This is a genomic window from Streptomyces sp. NPDC046261 (assembly GCF_040646235.1).
Lineage (GTDB): Bacteria > Actinomycetota > Actinomycetes > Streptomycetales > Streptomycetaceae > Streptomyces.
In genome coordinates this window covers 247417-264475 of the sequence record NZ_JBEYZU010000004.1, presented here as the reverse complement: position 1 = coordinate 264475, position 17059 = coordinate 247417, and the positions used below count along the sequence as shown (strand labels likewise).

The window sequence follows — 17059 nt, the reverse complement described above, 5'->3', positions numbered from 1 at the left end:
TGCGGGTTTCGTCCGTAGCGAACACGCCGTACGGGTGGCGGGAAGACGCCCGCGGCCCCGGGCGGACGCCCGGGGCCGGTCGGCCATGATCCGCCGCGAGGGGTCAGCCGAGGTCGCCGTCGGCCGTGCGCTCGGCCAGCCGCACCAGGGTGCGCACCGAGGAGCCGGTGCCGCCCTTGGGGGTGTAGCCGTACGGGGCGCTCTCGTGGAAGGCCGGGCCCGCGATGTCCAGGTGCGCCCAGGTGATGCCCTCGCCCACGAACTCCTGCAGGAAGAGACCGGCCACCAGACCGCCACCCATGCGCTCACCCATGTTGGCGAGGTCGGCCACGGGGGTGTCCATGGACTTGCGCAGCTCCGCCGGGAGCGGCATCGGCCACGCCTGCTCGCCGACCTCCCCGGCGATCTCGTACAGCGCGGTGCGGAACGCGTCGTCGTTCGCCATCACACCGAAGGTGCGGTTGCCGAGCGCGAGGACCATGGCACCCGTGAGGGTGGCGACGTCGATGATCGCGTCCGGGTTCTCCTCCGAGGCGCGGGTCAGGGCGTCGGCCAGGACCAGGCGGCCCTCGGCGTCGGTGTTGAGCACCTCGACCGTCTTGCCGCTGTACATCTTCAGCACGTCGCCCGGACGGGTGGCGTTGCCGGAGGGCATGTTCTCCGCGAGGGCCAGCCAGCCCGTGACGTTGACCTCGAGGCCCAGGCGGGCCACCGCCACGACCGCGGCGAAGACGGCGGCGGCGCCGGCCATGTCGCACTTCATGGTCTCGTTGTGGCCGGCGGGCTTGAGGGAGATGCCGCCCGAGTCGTAGGTGATGCCCTTGCCGACCAGGGCGAGGGTCTTGGCCGCCTTGGGGTGGGTGTAGGCCAGCCGCACCAGGCGCGGCGGGGTGGCGGAGCCCTGGCCCACGCCCATCAGACCGCCGTAGCCGCCCTTGAGCAGCGCCTTCTCGTCCAGCACCTCGACCTTGAGACCGAACTCCTTGGCCGCGGTCTGGACCTCGGCGGCGAACGTCTTGGGGTTGAGGTCGTTGGAGGGGATGTTGACCAGGTCGCGGGCGCGGTTGACCTCGGCGGCCACGGCGGCGGCGCGCTCGGCGGCGGCCTTGAACGCCTTGTCGCGGGGCTTGGCGCCCAGGATCGCGGCCTCGGCCAGCGGCGCGCTCTTGTCGTCCTTCTTCGCGACGCCCTTGTTGCGGTAGGTGGCGTAGGAGTAGGCACCCAGCAGCGCGCCCTCACCGATGGCGGCGACCGACTCGGCGTCCTCGACGGGCAGGGCGAACGCGGCCTTCTTCGTGCCGGCCAGCGCGCGGGCGGCGCTGCCGGCGGCGCGGCGCAGGGTCTCCTCGTCGAAGCCGTCGCCCTCGGCGGGCAGGTCGCCGAGGCCGACCGCCAGCACGACCGGGGCCTTGAGGCCGGACAGGACGGGCAGCTTGGTCACCTCGCCCTCGCCGCCACCGGCGCCGAGGGTCTCCAGGACGGTGGCCAGCTTGCCGTCGAACGCCTTGTCCACGGCTTCGGCGCCGGGCGCGACGACGGGACCCTTCGGGCCCTTCGCCACACCGACGACAATGGCGTCCGCGCGCAGCGTCGCCGCGCTGGAAGTGCTGAGAGTCAGAGCAGTCACGGTGGTGGGTGTCCCTACTTCCGTTGATTTTTCGGCCGATGGGTGAGGGGCCGGCCGCACCCTGCGATCGTATGCGCCGCGCTTTCGCCGCCCGGGATCGGGCCTTTGGGCACGTGAGAGCGTAGCCCCGCGGGACCGCTCAGCCCAGGGTCGAGGCGAGCAGCGCGACCGTCGTGGCGGTCTCCGCCAGGGCGCCGAACACATCGCCGGTCACGCCGCCGAGGCGGCGTCGGCAGTGACGCAGCATCAGCTCGCTGCCGGCCAGCGCCAGCAGGACGGCGAGCCCGCAGCGCAGCGCCTCCTGCGGGCCGGCGAGCGCGCCCATGCCGACGGCCGCACCGGCCGTCAGCGCCACCACGGCCAGGGCGGCCGGCAGCGGGACGGTGCCGGCGACGGCCGCCCCCAGTCCGTCGGGGCGGGCGGGTGGGACGCCGGGGCGGCAGGCGAGGGTCAGGGCGCAGCGCGCGGCCAGGGCCGCCACGACCGCGGCGCCGGCGCCGTGCCACCGGTCGGCCGCGTACGCCTGGGTGAGGGCGGCGACCTGGCCGAGCAGGGTCAGCAGCAGGGCGATGACGCCGAAGGGGCCGATGTCCGACTGCTTCATGACGCGCAGCGCGTCCTCGGCGGGCTTGCCGCTGCCCAGGCCGTCGGCGACGTCGGCGAGCCCGTCCAGGTGCAGCCCTCGGGTGAGCGCCGCGGGCACCGCGACGGAGGCCACGGCCGCCAGCAGCGGGCCCGAGCCGAGCAGCAGGAACAGCAGCCCGGCGGCGGCCGCGCAGCCGCCGACGACGAGCCCGGCCAGTGGCGCCGCGAGCATGCCGCCGCGCGCGGCCTGCCGGTCCCAGCGGGTGAGCGGCACCGGCAGCACGGTGAGGGTGCCGAAGGCGAAGCGCAGGGCGTCGCCCCCGGTGGGCCGGACGGGTGTCGTGTCGGTCATCGCGGGCAGGGTATCCCGCCGCCCGCGGGCAGTACTTTTGCCGGTAAGCACGGAGCGGGAGCGGGAGTCTCATGGGTCACTGGCTGACACGCAACATCGTCGAGCCGGGCAAGCTGCCGCTGCTGCTGGCGCTGACCGCGTTCGTGCTGACGTTCCTGGTCACCCGGGTCATCACCCGTCTGATCCGGGCGGGCAAGGGCCCGTTCGGCAACATCAAGCCCGGCGGGCTGCACGTCCACCACGTGGTGCCCGGCGTGGTGCTGACGGTGGTCGGCGGCTTCGGCTCGGTGGCCGAGGGGCGGCACGGCCTCGGGGCGGCGGTGGCGGCCGTGCTGTTCGGCATGGGCGCGGGGCTGGTGCTGGACGAGTTCGCGCTCGTCCTGCATCTGGACGACGTGTACTGGACGGAGCAGGGCCGCAAGAGCGTCGAGATGGTGGTGCTGACGGCGGCTCTCGTGGGCCTGGTCCTCCTCGGCTTCGCCCCGTTCGGGGTGAACGAGCTGACGCCGGACGAGCTGCAGAACCGCACCATCGTGGTGACCAACACCTTGCTCAACTTCCTGATCGCGCTCTTCGCCCTGGCCAAGGGCAAGCCGCGGATCGCCCTGATCGGCGCGGTGGTGCCGTTCGTGGCGATCGTGGGCGCGGTGCGGCTGGCCCGGCCCGGCTCCCCGTGGGCGCGGCGCTTCTACCGGCACCGGCCGCGGGCCCGCCGCCGGGCGCGGGTGCGTGCCTACCGGCACGACGCGCGCTGGGAGGCGGTGCGCAACAGGATTCACGATCTGTTGGCGGGCGCCCCGGACCGCTGATCGCGCTCGCGGTGGGCGTCGCGGCGGGGCTTGCGCCGCCTGCGCAGCTCGTCCACGCCGCACACCACCAGCATGGCCACCACGGCGGCGATGTGCTCCTTGCCGGCCAGGTTGGGCTTGACCAGGACCTCGGCCACCATGGCCAGCACCACCAGGGCGCAGGTGAACCAGGCGCGGTAGCGCCAGGAGACGTACACCGCCAGGCCCACGACCGCCGCCGACGGGCCGGTGTCGATGACCTTCGCGGCCTCCGGCGGCAGCCCCAGGACGGAGTCCGGCCCCAGCGCGACGGCCAGCCGCGCGTACATCGTCCCGGCGAGGGTGGCGACGTAGGCGACGGCCAGGGTGCGCCACCTGCCCAGGGCGGCCTCGGCCAGGCCGAAGACGATCAGGATCTGGGCCAGCGCCCCCCATACGGGCAGGTCCAGGGCGGGGACGAACAGGGACAGCGGGGTCCGCAGCAGCGCCAGCCACCAGGGCAGCCGGGCCTGGACGGAGCCGAGCCGCTGGACGGGCTCGAAGCCCCAGGGCTGGTTCTGGACGAGCTGGAAGACGGCGGTGAGGGCGACGGCGAGGAGCGTCATGGGGATGGCCCACGCGTGTCTGCGGCGCAGCGTCCCCCACACGGCCGTATAAAGCGGACCCCACTCGGTGCGCGCGGCGCGGAGGAGCGCCGCGCGGTTCATCGCCGGCTCTCCAAGTGCTTGCGGTTGAGCCACTTGGGCAGGCCGGGGGCCTCCAGGAAGCCCTCGGCCCGGGCGCTGGCGATACCGATCCGCAGCAGGTCACCGCTCTTTTCGAAGAGCATGAAACGAGGTTCCCAGATGGGGCGGTATTTCGCATTTGCCCGGTACAGCGATTCGATCTGCCACCAGCGGGAGAAGAAGCTCAGCAGCGAGCGCCACATCCGCAGCACCGGGCCCGCGCCCAGGCGTGAGCCGCGCTCGAAGACGGACCGGAACATGGCGAAGTTCAGCGACACCTGGGTGATGCCGAGCGGCCGGGCCTGCTGGAGCAGTTCGATGACCATGAACTCCATCAGGCCGTTCTCGGAGTCCCGGTCACGGCGCATCAGGTCCAGCGACAGGCCCTTGGGCCCCCAGGGGACGAAGCTCAGCAGCGCCCGCAGCTCGCCCTCGCCGTCATGGCACTCCAGCATCACGCAGCGGCCGTCGTCCGGGTCGCCGAGACGGCCCAGCGCCATGGAGAAGCCGCGCTCGGTCGCGCCGTCGCGCCAGTCGTCGGCCCGGCGCAGCAGCTCGGCCATCTCCCCCTCGGGGATGTCCTCGTGCCGCCGGATGCGGACGGTGTACCCGGCGCGCTTGACCCGGTTGTAGGCCTGGCGCACGGTGCGCATGGCCCGGCCCTCGAGGGTGAACTCGGCGGTGTCCACGATCGCTTCGTCGCCGAGCTCCAGGGCGTCCATGCCGTGCCGCGCGTAGATCGTGCCGGCCTCCTCGCCGGCGCCCATCACGGCGGGCACCCAGCCGTGCTCGCGGGCCTCGGCCAGCCAGGGCTCGATGGCGCCGGGCCATGCCTCGGGGTCGCCGATGGGGTCGCCGGAGGCCAGGGAGACGCCGCCGATGACGCGGTAGGTGACGGCGGCCTTGCCGGAGGGGGACCAGATGACGCTCTTCTCGCGGCGCAGGGCGAAGTAGCCCAGCGAGTCGCGGTCGCCCCACTTCTCCAGCAGCTCGCGCAGCTTCGCCTCGTCGCCGGCGGTGAGGGGGTCGGTGGCGCGGCGGGAGCGGAAGGCGGCGTACGCCACCAGGATCAGTAGGGCCGTGCTCATCACGTTGATGACGACGTCGACCCAGCCGGGCGGGGCGATGCCGGCGTAGCGGGTGTCGTCGGCGGCGATCGAGATCAGCCGCATGACGCCGTAGTGCCAGCGGTCCAGGAAGGTGGAGCGCTGCTCGTCGGTGGCCTGGTTGGTGACCGTGACCAGCCCGGCGGCGATCAGCGAGGTGACCAGCAGGCCGCCGGCGGCGACGGCCGTGGCGAGCTTGGGGTTGGAGCGGTCGCCCTTGGCGTAGAACTCCCGGCGGCCCACCAGCAGCGCCAGCACGAACAGGGCGGTGATCACCAGGGAGAACCAGTTCAGGGCGTGCCGCCGGAACTCCGGGAAGAACATCACGAACACCAGCAGCAGCAGGAGCAGCCCGGCCAGCACCAGGTTCAGGATCCAGGCGGCCCGCTTGCGCCGGCGCAGCGTGATCGCCATGAACAGCGACACCACCGCCGGCGCGAAGCCGGCCGTCAGCAGGTACGGGGTGAAGTACTCCTCGACGTTGTGCCGGCGGATGTCCGACCCGAGGGACACCCAGACCGCGCCGAGCAGATTGACGAACGTAACGGCACGCAGGTACCACACCGCGAACGACGCGGACCGCCGCTGCCAGGTACCACCGCGGGCGCCCTCATCCGGAGTCAAGCGGACTTCTCCCATGAAAATTGATCATATGGGGCCCATGTGCGGCGGGAGTCCGGGCGCTCGCGACCGGCGACGGGCCTGCCGGCCGACGTGGTCAGGAGCGTTCGGGGAGCTCCGCCGCCAGGGCCGCGGCCGCCTGCACCAAAGGCAGGGCGAGCAGTGACCCTGTCCCCTCGCCCACAGTGACGCCGTGGTCGAGGAGAGGGTTGAGCGCCATCCGGTCGAGCGCCTTCGCCTGGGCGGGATCCCCGCTCGCCTGCCCGGCCAGCCACCAGTCGGGCGCCCGGAACGCCACCCGCTGGGCGACCAGCGCGCACGCGGCGGAGACGACGCCGTCGAGGATCACCGGCGTGCGGCGCACCGCGCTCTGCAGCAGGAAACCGGTCATCGCGGCCAGGTCCGCGCCGCCGGCCGCGGCCAGCAGCTCCAGCTGGTCGCCGAGGACCGGGCGGGCCCGGCGCAGCGCGTCGCGGATCGCCGCGCACTTGCGCATCCAGGCCAGGTCGTCGATGCCGAAGCCGCCCCGGCCGGTGACCACGGACGCGTCCGTGCCGCACAGGGCGCCGATCAGGGTGCCCGCCGCCGTGGTGCCGCCGACGCTCAGATCGCCCAGGACGACCAGGTCCGTGCCGGAGTCGGCCTCCTCGTCGGCGACGGCCATCCCGGCGCGGAAGGCCCGCTCCGCCTCCTCGGCGCTCAGCGCGTCCTCGATGTCGATGCGGCCCGAGCCCCGCCGTACCCGGTGCCGGGTGACGTCCTGGGGCAGCTCGCCGGCGTCGCAGTCCACCGCCATGTCCACCACGCGCAGCTCCGCGCCGAACCGGCGGGCCAGGATCGCGCCCGCGCTGCGCCCGTCGAGGGCGGCGCGTACGAGCTCCAGCGCCCCGCCCTTCGGACCGCCGGACACCTCCAGGGACGCGATGCCGTGGTCGCCCGCGAAGAGCAGCGCCTTGGGCCGCTCTATCGGCTTCACCGGCACGGCCCCCTGCGCGGCCGCCAGCCACTCGCCCAGCTCGTCGAGCCGGCCCAGCGCGCCGGGGCGCGGGCCGAGCCGCTCCCGCCGTTCCTCGGCGTCCCGCCGTACGCCGGAGTCGGGGCGCTCGATCAGCGAGGCGAAGTCATCAAGATTCAGACCGCTCATCCGCGACACACTACCCAGAAACCCGTCCCGTCCCGCGTCCGAGGACCATTCGAGGACTGAGCCCGCGGCGGCGCCCCGGCGTCAGCCGCGCAGCACCAGCGCCTGACCCGCCACCACCAGCACCACGTGCTCGCACTCGTCACCCACCGCCGCGTTCAGGCGGCCCAGCTCGTCGCGGAAGCGGCGGCCCGAGGCGGTCGCGGGGACGACGCCCGAGCCGACCTCGTTGCTGACCACCACGACCGTGCGCGGCGTGGCCCGTACCGCGGCCACCAGCTCCGCCATCCGCCCGGCGAGGGCGGCCGCGCCGCTGTCGGCCCACACCTGGTCGTCCCACGCCCCGACGGAGTCCATCGCGTCGGTCAGCCACAGCGCCAGGCAGTCGATCAGCAGCGGCGGGCCCTCCTTCTCCAGCAGCGGCACCAGGTCGCACGTCTCGACAGTGCGCCACGAGCCCGGCCGGCGCTCGCGGTGCCGCACGATGCGGTCCGCCCAGTCCTGGTCGCCCTCGCGCGTCCCGCTCGTGGCGACGTAGAGCACCTCGGGGAAGGACTCCAGCCGCCGCTCCGCCTCCACCGACTTGCCCGAGCGGGCCCCGCCCACCACGAGCGTGCGCCGGGGCACGTCCGGCACCTCGTGGTAGTCGCCGACCGTCAGTGTCGTGCCGTCGGGCACCGTGCGCGCGCCCGCCGCCGCGAGCCGCCGGCGCAGCTCCGGGCCCGGCGGGACGTCGTGGTCCAGGTGGACGGCGATGACGTCCGTCGTCGGCCCCGCGGCCCCCGACTCCCGCAGCCGGGCCAGCGCGTCCGGCCGGCCCAGGACGTCGAGCAGCACCATCTCGTACGGGCCCGGCGGGCCGGACAGCCCGGCCGGCGCCGAGCCCGGCGGCAGGTACAGCAGCCGTTCCCCGTCGGGGGACGTCACCTCGTACCCCGTGCCCGGCGCGTCCAGGGCCATCGCCCGCACTTTGTGGCCGCTGATCACCGACAGCTCGCGCCCGTCGGGCACCCGCACCGGCGCGGGCAGCCCGGCCGGGAACTCGACGGCGGGCCCGTCGTGCGGGTGCGAGAGCAGCACCTGGCGCACCCCCGCGATCGAGCGCCCCGCCCGGGCTGCGGCGAACGCCGGGCCGGGGGTGAGGTCCAGCAGCAGGGCGTCGTCGACGAGCACGGCGGTCGCGGCCCGGGCCTCGTCGCCGACGGCGCCGGCACAGGCGGCGCAGGGACAGCCGGGACGCGGCAGTCCCTGGGGGGCTCCGGTGCCGAGGAGAGTCAGTTCCACCCACTGATCGTCTCGCGTCCCCGCACGGCAGGCGCGCGGGGCTCACCCTTTCTCGTGTGTAACGGGCCGTTAGGCTGCGACACGGACACTCACTTCAGCCCCCAGGAGGCGGACATGGTGTGGACGTGGCGGTTCGAGAAGGCCGACGGGACGGAGACGCCTCCGGCGGTGGAGCCGGAGGAGTTCACCACGCAGGGAGACGCGGAGTCCTGGATCGGTGAGGAGTGGCGGGCCCTGCTGGAGGGCGGAGTGGACCAGGTGCGGCTCTTCGAGGACGGCACCGAGATCTACGAGGGGCCGATGAGCCTGCACGCCGCCGCGGAGGGCTGAGAGGCGCGAAAGCCGTCGGCCGGGGACCTTCGAGGTCCCCGGCCGACGGCTTTCGCTTCCTCTTATCCGCCCCGTACTCCGCACAGGTGCAGCAGGGCCGCCACCGCGCGGTAGGGGTCGGTGCGCCCCGCCCGGTCCTCGGCGGCCAGCAGCAGCCGCAGCTCCTCCCCGGTGGGCACCCGCTCCTCGTCGCCGGCGAGGTCGGTGAAGACCCGCACGCCGTACCAGCTGTGCAGCGGCGCCCCGATCCCGGACAGCGTCGCCGTCAGGGTCTCCAGCCGGTCCGCGCGGACCTCGAGGCCGATGCGGTTGGTGTAGGCGGGGGAGTCGAAGGCCGCGAGGGCGGTGTTCCAGTCGCCGGTCAGCCCCGGCCGCATCGCCAGCGCGTCCGCGTTCCGCACGACCAGCGACAGCAGGCCGCCGGGCGCCAGCACCCGGGCCAGGCCCGCGAGCATGGGGTCGGGCTCCGGCACGTACATCAGCACGCCGTGGCAGAGCACGATGTCGAAGGCGCCCGGCAGGAAGTGCGCCCCGGTGTCCCGGCCGTCGCCCTCGACGATCCGCACCCGCTCCTGGATGCCCTCGGGCTCGGCGGCCAGCGCCTCGCGCAGGGCCGCCACCATCCGCGGGTCGCACTCCAGGCCGGTGACCTCATGGCCGGCCCGGGCCAGGCGCAGCGCCTGGGTGCCCTGGCCGGGGCCCACGTCGAGCACGCGCAGCCGCCGCCCGACGGGGAACCGGGCGGCTATCTGCTCGTCGATCTGGCGGGCCACCAGCTCCTGACGGACGATGTTCCGCAGCCCCCCGAGCCCGCTCAGCCACCCCTCCGCGCCACCACCGAAGCCCGACGCGAAGGCGCTGCCCGAGGCGAAGGCGCTCAGGGCTTCTCCCCGCGCTTGACCTTCGGCTTGGGCAGCCGCAGCCGGCGCATCTGCAGCGTGCGCATCAGGGCGTACGGCACCGCGCCGCGGACGTTCTCGTCCGGGAAGCGCTGCTTGAGGGCACGCTTGAGGGTGATGGCCGTGATGACGGAGTTGACGACGATCAGAAGGATCACGACCAGCCACGCCAGGAGGACGTACGACTGGAACCGGCCCTTGTTGATCATGCTCAGGATGAGGATCAGCACGGCCAGCGGCAGGAAGAACTCCGCCACGGAGTACCGGGCGTCGACGAAGTCGCGGGCGAAGGAACGCACCGGACCCTTGTCACGGGCCGGCAGATACCGCTCGTCCCCGTTGGCGAGGGCCTCGCGCTGCCTGGCCAGGTCGACGCGGCGCGCCTCGCGCTGACGCTTGGCGGCCTCCTTGCGGCTGGTGGGCGTCTGCGCCAGGGAGCGGCGCTGCGAGGCGGCCTCGCTGCGCTTGGGGGTGGGGCGGCCCTTGGGGGCCTGCGGGTCACGGGGCTGCTTGGGCTGGTCCGCGGTCACCTCGGTGGGTGCGGCCTGCGCTTTCGAACGGCTTCGGAACACGAAACCCAAGGGTACGGGGTCGCGGCCCGCTGCCCCAGCCCTCCCGGGAACGATCCGGCAACGGCCCGCGCCGCGCGCGGAGCGCCGGCGTCCCCCACCGTCCCCGACGGCGCATCTACTCCTTGGGCCGGAGGAGGGCGACCTTGTGATCGTCCTGGAGGAGGAGCGCATCGCGGCCCGAACAGTGCGGTAATGGAAGCAGGCCCCGTACTGTGGGTTCTGTAGATGTGCTGAGAGCCTAAGCCCGATCTTGTCGGTCAGAAGGGGGCGCGCGAGGCCCATGAGCGGTGTCATGAAGCGGATGGGGATGATCTTCCGCGCGAAGGCCAACAAGGCCCTGGACCGGGCCGAGGATCCGCGCGAGACCCTCGATTACTCGTACCAGAAGCAGCTGGAGCTGCTGCAGAAGGTACGGCGCGGCGTCGCCGACGTCGCGACGTCCCGCAAGCGCCTGGAGCTCCAGCTCAACCAGCTGCAGACCCAGTCGACCAAGCTGGAGGAGCAGGGCCGCAAGGCGCTCGCGCTGGGCCGGGAGGACCTGGCGCGCGAGGCGCTGACCCGCCGTGCCGCGCTCCAGCAGCAGGTCAGCGACCTGGAGACGCAGCACCAGACCCTCCAGGGCGAGGAGGAGAAGCTCACGCTCGCCTCCCAGCGCCTGCAGGCCAAGGTGGACGCCTTCCGCACGAAGAAGGAGACCATCAAGGCGACCTACACCGCCGCCCAGGCCCAGACCCGGATCGGCGAGGCCTTCTCCGGCATCTCCGAGGAGATGGGCGACGTCGGCATGGCCATCCAGCGCGCCGAGGACAAGACGGCGCAACTGCAGGCCCGCGCCGGCGCGATCGACGAGCTGCTCGCCTCGGGCGCGCTCGACGACCCCACCGGCACCGCCAAGGACGACATCACCGCCGAGCTGGACCGCCTCTCCAGCGGCTCCGACGTGGAGCTGGAGCTGCAGCGGATGAAGGCCGAGCTGGCGGGCGGCACCAGCGGTCAGCAGCAGGCCATCGAGGGCGGCCCCGCCGGGCAGGCCAGGCCCGCGCAGCAGTCCCAGGAGCAGCCGCGCTTCGACAAGAGCTGACAGAATCGGCCCGTAGGCACCGACTCGCCCTGAGACGAGGGAGACCGTCATGATCGTACGGATCATGGGGGAGGGCCAGGTGAAGGTGGCCGACAGCCACTTCGCCGAGCTCAACAAGCTGGACGACGAGCTGCTCGCCGAGGTGGAGAGCGGTGACGAGGAAGGCTTCCGGCGGACGCTGGGCTCCCTCCTGGACGCCGTGCGCCGCTTCGGCACCCCGCTGCCCGACGACGCACTGGAACCCTCCGAGCTGATCCTGCCCGCGCCCGACGCCTCCCTGGACGACGTGCGCGCGATGCTCAGCGACGACGGCCTCATCCCGGGCTGACCCCCTCTTCCGCTGTACGGCCGCACCCGGCCCCGGCACACTCGGCACACGCCCCCGTCCCCCTCCCGGGCCGGGGGCGTCGCCGCTCCACGACCGGCCCGCCCCCCGATCGGACCGCGATGACCTCCCTCGCCGCCACGGGCCTCGCCCGCCCGCACCGCTGGCTGCACGCCCACCCGTTCGCCGCCGACACCCTGCTGGCCGTCCTTGTCCTCGGCCTCGTCCTGACCGGTTCCTACGTGGGCCCGCACACCGACCGCGAGCCGCCCGGCCCCGGCTTCCTCTTACTCGCGGTGGCCGCGTGCGCCTGCCTGGTGGCCCGCCGCAGCCGGCCGCGCGCGGTCCTCGGCCTGACCTGCGCCCTGACGTTCGCCGGCACCGTCATCGCCGGCGACGGGGGCCCGGCGCGCACCCAGATCGCCACCAGCGTCGCGGTGGCCCTCTACACCGTCGCCTCCCGCACCGAGCGCCCCACCGCCTGGCGCATCGTCGCCGTGACCGTCGCCGTCCTCACCGCCGCCGTCATGTTCTTCGGACCACCGCCCTGGTACGCCCAGGAGAACCTCGGCCTCTTCGCCTGGACCGGCATGGCCGGCGCCGCCGGGGACGCCGTCCGCAGCCGCCGCGCCTTCGTCGCCGCGATCGAGGAACGGGCCGTGCGCGCCGAGCGCACCCGCGAGGAGGAGGCCCGGCGCCGCGTCGCCGAGGAACGGCTGCGCATCGCCCGCGAGCTGCACGACGTCGTCGCCCACCACATCGCGCTGGTCAACGTCCAGGCGGGGGTGGCCTCGCACATCATGGACAGCCGCCCCGAGCAGGCCAAGCAGGCCCTCGCCCACGTCCGCCAGGCGAGCCGCTCGGCGCTGGAGGAACTGCGCGCCACCGTGGGGCTGCTGCGCCAGTACGGCGACCCCGAGGCCCCCACCGAGCCGGCGCCCGGCCTCGGCGTCCTCGACCAGCTCGTCGACGGCTTCGCCCGGGTGGGGCTGCGCGTCGACGTCAGCGCCGCCTCCACCCTGCCCGGCGGCCCCGGCACCGGCGCGGGCGCCGCGGAGGCCGCCGCCGTCGTCGGACCGCTGCCGGGGGCCGTGGACCTGACGGCGTACCGCGTGCTTCAGGAGGCGCTGACCAACGTGCACAAGCACGCGGGCCCCGGTGCCCGGGCCGAGGTGGCCCTGCTGCGTGGCCCCGACAGCCTGGACCTGACCGTCCTGGACGACGGCGGCGGCACCCCGGCCGCGGCCGGGACGGGGGCGGGCGGTCATGGGCTGATCGGGATGCGCGAGCGGGCCGTCGCCCTCGGCGGCACCTGCGAGGCGGGCCCGCGCGGGGAGGGCGCGGCCGGCTTCCGGGTGCGCGCGGTGCTGCCGCTGCGGGTCCCTGCCGGCGGTGCGGGTCCACGCGGCAGGCGACTCTAGGCTGGGCCCATGACTGAGCCGATCACCGTTCTCCTGGCCGACGACCAGGCCCTGTTACGCAGCGCCTTCAGGGTGCTGGTGGACTCGGAGCCGGGGATGAGGGTGGTGGCGGAGGCCGCGGACGGCGCCCAGGCGGTCGAGCTGGCCCGGCACCACGTGCCCGACGTGGTGCTGATGGACATCCGGATGCCGGGCACCGACGGCCTCGCCGCGACGCGCGCGATCTGCTCGGACCCCGCGCTGGCGGCGGTGCGGGTGGTGATGCTGACGACGTTCGAGGTCGACGAGTACGTGGTGCAGTCGCTGCGCGCGGGCGCCTCCGGCTTCCTGGGCAAGGGCGCGGAGCCGGAGGAGCTGCTGGCGGCGATCCGCATCGCGGCGGCGGGGGAGGCGCTGCTGTCGCCCGCCGCGACGAAGGGGCTGATCGCGAAGTTCCTGGCGCAGGGGGAGTCCGCCGACCGCCCGGCGCGGCCCGCCGCCCGGCTGGACGCGCTCACCGGCCGGGAACGCGAGGTGCTGGTGCAGGTGGCGGGCGGGCTGTCGAACGACGAGATAGGCGAGCGGCTGACGGTCAGCCCGCTGACGGTCAAGACGCATGTGAACCGGGCGATGGCCAAGCTGGGGGCGCGGGACCGGGCGCAGCTGGTGGTGATGGCGTACGAGTCGGGGCTCGTACGGCCGCGGGGGAGCGAGTAGACACGGACGGACCGGCACCCGGTCCGTGCTCCGCCCCGGACCGGGGTCCGGGGCACCGGACGGGCCGGGTGCCGGAAGAGGCGGGCTACGGAAGCGCCAGCATCCGCTCCAGGGCGAGCTTCGAGAAGCTCGCCACCTCCGGGTCGACCTCGATGCGGTTGACGAGCTTGCCGTCCGCGAGGGACTCCAGCGCCCAGACCAGGTGCGGCAGGTCGATGCGGTTCATGGTCGAGCAGAAGCAGACCGTCTTGTCGAGGAAGACGATCTCCTTGCCCTCACCGGCGAAACGGTTTGCCAGGCGGCGCACCAGGTTCAGCTCCGTGCCGATGGCCCACTTGGACCCGGCCGGGGCGGCCTCGAGGGTCTTGATGATGTACTCCGTCGAGCCGACGTAGTCGGCGGCGGCCACGACCTCGTGTCGGCACTCGGGGTGCACCAGGACGTTGACGCCCGGGATGCGCTCGCGCACGTCGTTGACCGAGTCGAGCGAGAAGCGGCCGTGCACCGAGCAGTGCCCGCGCCACAGGATCATCTTGGCGTCGCGCAGCTCCTGGGCGGTCAGCCCGCCGTTCGGCTTGTGGGGGTTGTACAGGACGCAGTCGTCCAGGGACATCCCCATGTCGCGGACGGCGGTGTTGCGGCCCAGGTGCTGGTCGGGGAGGAAGAGGACCTTCTCGCCCTGCTCGAAGGCCCAGTTCAGGGCCCGTTCGGCGTTGGAGGAGGTGCAGATCGTGCCGCCGTGCTTGCCGGTGAAGGCCTTGATGTCGGCGGAGGAGTTCATGTACGAGACCGGGACGGTCACCTCGGCCACGCCGGCCTCGGTCAGCACGTCCCAGCACTCGGCGACCTGCTCGGCGGTGGCCATGTCGGCCATCGAGCAGCCCGCGGCCAGGTCCGGCAGGACGACCTGCTGGTCGGCCGTGGTCAGGATGTCCGCGGACTCGGCCATGAAGTGCACACCGCAGAAGACGATGTACTCGGCGTCCGGCCGGGCGGCCGCGTCACGCGCCAGCTTGAAGGAGTCGCCGGTGACGTCCGCGAACTCGATGACCTCGTCGCGCTGGTAGTGGTGGCCGAGCACGAAGACCTTGTCCCCGAGCTTCGCCTTGGCCGCCCGGGCGCGCTCCACCAGGTCCGGGTCGGACGGCGCCGGCAGATCGCCGGGGCACTCCACGCCGCGCTCGCTCCGGGGGTCGGACTCACGGCCGAGCAGCAGGAGAGCAAGGGGCGAAGGAGAAGGAGCCTGGAAATCCAAGGGCTGGGCGGTGGTCACGACACGCACCCTTTCTGTTCTGCGGACGGCCGGTACGAGCCTTGTCGTCAATTTGACGCTATCTATCATAACCGGTTCACGTCAGTTTGACGATGGCCATCGCGTCGATGTGACACATTCCCGCGCGGGCGGGCGGTGTGCGAGCATGAAAGACGGAAGACATAGGCCAGGCCCGGAATGAATCCGGGACGCCGTGGGTTGCTGGCGAAGGCAAGCAGTCCGCACCAAACCCGGGAGTGAAGCAGATGTCCGTTCAGGACGAGAAGACCACGGTGAGCGACGGCATCCTCCTGTCCGACGCCGCCGCCGCCAAGGTCAAGAGCCTGCTGGAGCAGGAGGGCCGCGAGGACCTCGCCCTGCGTGTGGCCGTCCAGCCCGGTGGCTGCTCCGGCCTGCGCTACCAGCTCTTCTTCGACGAGCGCTCGCTCGACGGCGACGTCGTCAAGGACTTCGACGGTGTCAAGGTCGTCACCGACCGCATGAGCGCCCCGTACCTGGGCGGCGCCTCCATCGACTTCGTCGACACCATCGAGAAGCAGGGCTTCACGATCGACAACCCCAACGCCACCGGCTCCTGCGCCTGCGGCGACTCGTTCAGCTAAAGGCTGTACGTCGTACGCCGTGCCGTACGGACCTGCGAAAAGGGCGGCACCCCGGCCGGGGATGCCGCCCTTTTGCGTGCTCCGGGTTACTTCTCCTGCCGCTCGCGGACGGTGTTCCCGCTCGCCAGGTCCACGACCCTGCGCTCGCCCAGCGGCTCGTCCAGCGTGACCTCCGTGTCGAAGCGCTTGATCATCATCACGCAGTACCGGCCCGGCTGCTTCTCGGTCCCGGTGACCTTGACCGTCACCGCCGACGAGGACTGCTCCGCCGACGCGGCGTAGTCGCTGCACACCCCGCCCCAGAAGTGCAGGACGAGCTTCCTGCCGTCCCCGCTCACGGTGTAGGACTCCACCTGCACCGGCCCCGAGGACGGCGGGGTGGCCGTCGGCTTCCCGCCCGGCCCGTCGCCCGCCGGGGGCGAGGACGGCTTGGCGATGAACCTCGGGTCGATCGCCGGCTGGGCGACGGTGACCGTGCCGTCCTTCTCGCCCGGCATCCGGGCCGTGAACAGCCACGACGGCACCAGCGCCTGCCGCCCGGACACCGACTGCGCCGACAGCCCCAGCACGGCGCCGGTCACCGCCACCGGCTCCGGCCCCTCCGGCTTGCCGGGGCAGGGCGTGCCCCCGTCGTCCTTGAACGGGACCGCCGTCGCGCAGCCGCCGACGCTCACCCGGCCCGTGCCGGCGCCCTTGTTCAGCTCCTCGAGCGCCCGCTCCGCGGTGATCAGGGGGTAGGTCGCGCCCTTCTTCGGCACGTCGAGCTGCCCGCTGCCGCCGACCACCTGGGCGTCCGACCCGATCTGCAGGCTGGTCCGCCAGCCGTAGGTCGGCAGCGAGTCCACCACGGGATCGACGGTGACCACCCGCAGGGCGCCGGACACCTTGCGCGCGTCGGCCTTCGCGTCGTCCTGGCCGAGTGCCTTGAACACGGGAGCCGCCACGCTCCTGGCCTTCTCCTCCGGCACCGGCCGCGCCGCGGCCGGGTCGGGGGCCGGGGAGCCGTCACGGAAGGTGGGGCACTTCGGCCCCGGCTCGCCCTTCGGGCCGGGCTCGGTCCCCGGGCCCTTCGGCACACAGTGCGTACCGCCGGGCACGCCGTAGCGGGAGTACGACCAGTTGCCCGGCCCCCGCTCGCTCACCTGCAGGGTGGGCCCCGCCGCGTCCGGGCCGCCGCCCACCGTCCACGTGCCCTGGGCCAGCCGGGGCGAGCCCTGGACGTCCAGGGCCTTGGCCAGGGCGGCCACCCGCTCGCGCGAGACCTCGCGCTCCGGCAGATGGACGGCCGCCGTCCGCGGGCCCGCGGGCAGCTTGCCCTCGGCCCGGTAGCGCGTGCCGCGCGGATCGGGCTCGCCCACCGCGATGCCCTGGGAGGAGCCGGCGGGGCCGGCCGAGCGCCCGTAGCCGTCCAGCTCGAGCGGCGCGGGGGAGCCGCCGTCGCCGGGCGCGCCCACGGGGCCGCCGCCGTCGCCGTCGGACGCCGTGGACGCCCAGTACGCGCCGCCGCCCCCGGCCAGCAGCACGGCCGCCGCCACCGATGCCACCGCCAGCGGCGAATGCCTCCGCCGCCGCTTGTCGGCGCCGCCGCCCGCAGTGCTGCCCTCGCTGCTCACCGCATCGCTCCTTCGCTC

At 73.6% G+C, this 17059-nt stretch carries 17 protein-coding genes; 7 read left to right on the top strand and 10 right to left on the bottom strand.

What is annotated here, in order from left to right; all coding sequences use genetic code 11:
- Positions 1-103: 103 nt before the first annotated feature.
- Complete coding sequence (locus ABZ956_RS10570) at positions 104-1627, bottom strand: leucyl aminopeptidase (RefSeq protein ID WP_361890028.1); 1524 nt, start codon at positions 1625-1627, stop codon at positions 104-106.
- A 139-nt stretch (positions 1628-1766) separates the two neighbouring features.
- The gene (locus tag ABZ956_RS10565; protein ID WP_361890025.1) at positions 1767-2564 is read right to left on the bottom strand and encodes an adenosylcobinamide-GDP ribazoletransferase; all 798 of its coding nucleotides are present in this window, start codon (positions 2562-2564) and stop codon (positions 1767-1769) included.
- A gap of 71 nt (positions 2565-2635) precedes the next feature.
- Here ABZ956_RS10565 and ABZ956_RS10560 point away from each other — a divergent pair, with 71 nt between their 5' ends.
- Entirely contained in the window at positions 2636-3373 is a 738-nt protein-coding gene (locus tag ABZ956_RS10560) for a hypothetical protein (RefSeq protein ID WP_361890022.1), read from the top strand.
- On the opposite strand, the gene ABZ956_RS10555 is transcribed toward ABZ956_RS10560, so the two are convergent.
- The 4 genes from ABZ956_RS10555 to ABZ956_RS10540 all read right to left on the bottom strand — a co-directional run bounded on the left by ABZ956_RS10555 (position 3340) and on the right by ABZ956_RS10540 (position 8229).
- A complete protein-coding gene (locus tag ABZ956_RS10555; RefSeq protein WP_361890019.1) occupies positions 3340-4059 on the bottom strand; it encodes a hypothetical protein in 720 nt (239 codons plus the stop codon). The two genes, ABZ956_RS10560 and ABZ956_RS10555, sit on opposite strands and share 34 nt — an antisense overlap.
- The gene (locus ABZ956_RS10550) at positions 4056-5822 is read right to left on the bottom strand and encodes a phosphatidylglycerol lysyltransferase domain-containing protein (protein ID WP_361890016.1); all 1767 of its coding nucleotides are present in this window, start codon (positions 5820-5822) and stop codon (positions 4056-4058) included. Before ABZ956_RS10550 ends, ABZ956_RS10555 begins: the two co-directional genes overlap by 4 nt.
- Positions 5823-5901: 79 nt before the next feature.
- Positions 5902-6948: a nicotinate-nucleotide--dimethylbenzimidazole phosphoribosyltransferase gene (locus ABZ956_RS10545; protein ID WP_361890014.1), complete on the bottom strand. Its 1047-nt coding sequence runs from the start codon at positions 6946-6948 to the stop codon at positions 5902-5904.
- 81 nt (positions 6949-7029) lie between these two features.
- Entirely contained in the window at positions 7030-8229 is a 1200-nt protein-coding gene (locus ABZ956_RS10540; protein WP_361890011.1) for a bifunctional adenosylcobinamide kinase/adenosylcobinamide-phosphate guanylyltransferase, read from the bottom strand.
- A 114-nt stretch (positions 8230-8343) separates the two neighbouring features.
- On the opposite strand from ABZ956_RS10540, the gene ABZ956_RS10535 reads away from it, so the two are divergent.
- A complete protein-coding gene (locus tag ABZ956_RS10535; protein ID WP_361890008.1) occupies positions 8344-8559 on the top strand; it encodes a hypothetical protein in 216 nt (71 codons plus the stop codon).
- A gap of 62 nt (positions 8560-8621) precedes the next feature.
- On the opposite strand, the gene ABZ956_RS10530 is transcribed toward ABZ956_RS10535, so the two are convergent.
- Positions 8622-9332, bottom strand: a complete 711-nt coding sequence (locus ABZ956_RS10530) for a methyltransferase domain-containing protein (protein ID WP_361890005.1) — start codon at positions 9330-9332, stop codon at positions 8622-8624.
- A 104-nt stretch (positions 9333-9436) separates the two neighbouring features.
- Entirely contained in the window at positions 9437-10030 is a 594-nt protein-coding gene (locus ABZ956_RS10525; RefSeq protein WP_361890002.1) for a DUF3043 domain-containing protein, read from the bottom strand.
- A gap of 280 nt (positions 10031-10310) precedes the next feature.
- Here ABZ956_RS10525 and ABZ956_RS10520 point away from each other — a divergent pair, with 280 nt between their 5' ends.
- From ABZ956_RS10520 to ABZ956_RS10505, 4 genes are all read left to right on the top strand, one after another.
- On the top strand, positions 10311-11111 hold the full coding sequence (locus tag ABZ956_RS10520; protein ID WP_361889999.1) for a PspA/IM30 family protein: 801 nt from the start codon (positions 10311-10313) through the stop codon (positions 11109-11111).
- 49 nt (positions 11112-11160) lie between these two features.
- Positions 11161-11439, top strand: a complete 279-nt coding sequence (locus ABZ956_RS10515) for a hypothetical protein (protein WP_361889996.1) — start codon at positions 11161-11163, stop codon at positions 11437-11439.
- Positions 11440-11558: 119 nt separating this feature from the next.
- On the top strand, positions 11559-12857 hold the full coding sequence (locus ABZ956_RS10510) for a histidine kinase (RefSeq protein ID WP_361889994.1): 1299 nt from the start codon (positions 11559-11561) through the stop codon (positions 12855-12857).
- A gap of 9 nt (positions 12858-12866) precedes the next feature.
- Positions 12867-13553, top strand: coding sequence for a response regulator transcription factor (locus ABZ956_RS10505; RefSeq protein WP_361889991.1), 687 nt, complete (start codon positions 12867-12869; stop codon positions 13551-13553).
- An 85-nt stretch (positions 13554-13638) separates the two neighbouring features.
- On the opposite strand, the gene nadA is transcribed toward ABZ956_RS10505, so the two are convergent.
- Positions 13639-14826 (bottom strand): quinolinate synthase NadA, encoded by a 1188-nt coding sequence (nadA, locus tag ABZ956_RS10500; RefSeq protein WP_361889988.1) that lies wholly within the window; start codon positions 14824-14826, stop codon positions 13639-13641.
- A 245-nt stretch (positions 14827-15071) separates the two neighbouring features.
- Here nadA and erpA point away from each other — a divergent pair, with 245 nt between their 5' ends.
- Positions 15072-15428, top strand: a complete 357-nt coding sequence (gene erpA, locus ABZ956_RS10495) for an iron-sulfur cluster insertion protein ErpA (RefSeq protein ID WP_071963520.1) — start codon at positions 15072-15074, stop codon at positions 15426-15428.
- An 86-nt stretch (positions 15429-15514) separates the two neighbouring features.
- Here erpA and ABZ956_RS10490 read toward each other — a convergent pair whose 3' ends face one another.
- Complete coding sequence (locus ABZ956_RS10490; RefSeq protein ID WP_361889985.1) at positions 15515-17041, bottom strand: hypothetical protein; 1527 nt, start codon at positions 17039-17041, stop codon at positions 15515-15517.
- Positions 17042-17059: the final 18 nt, after the last annotated feature.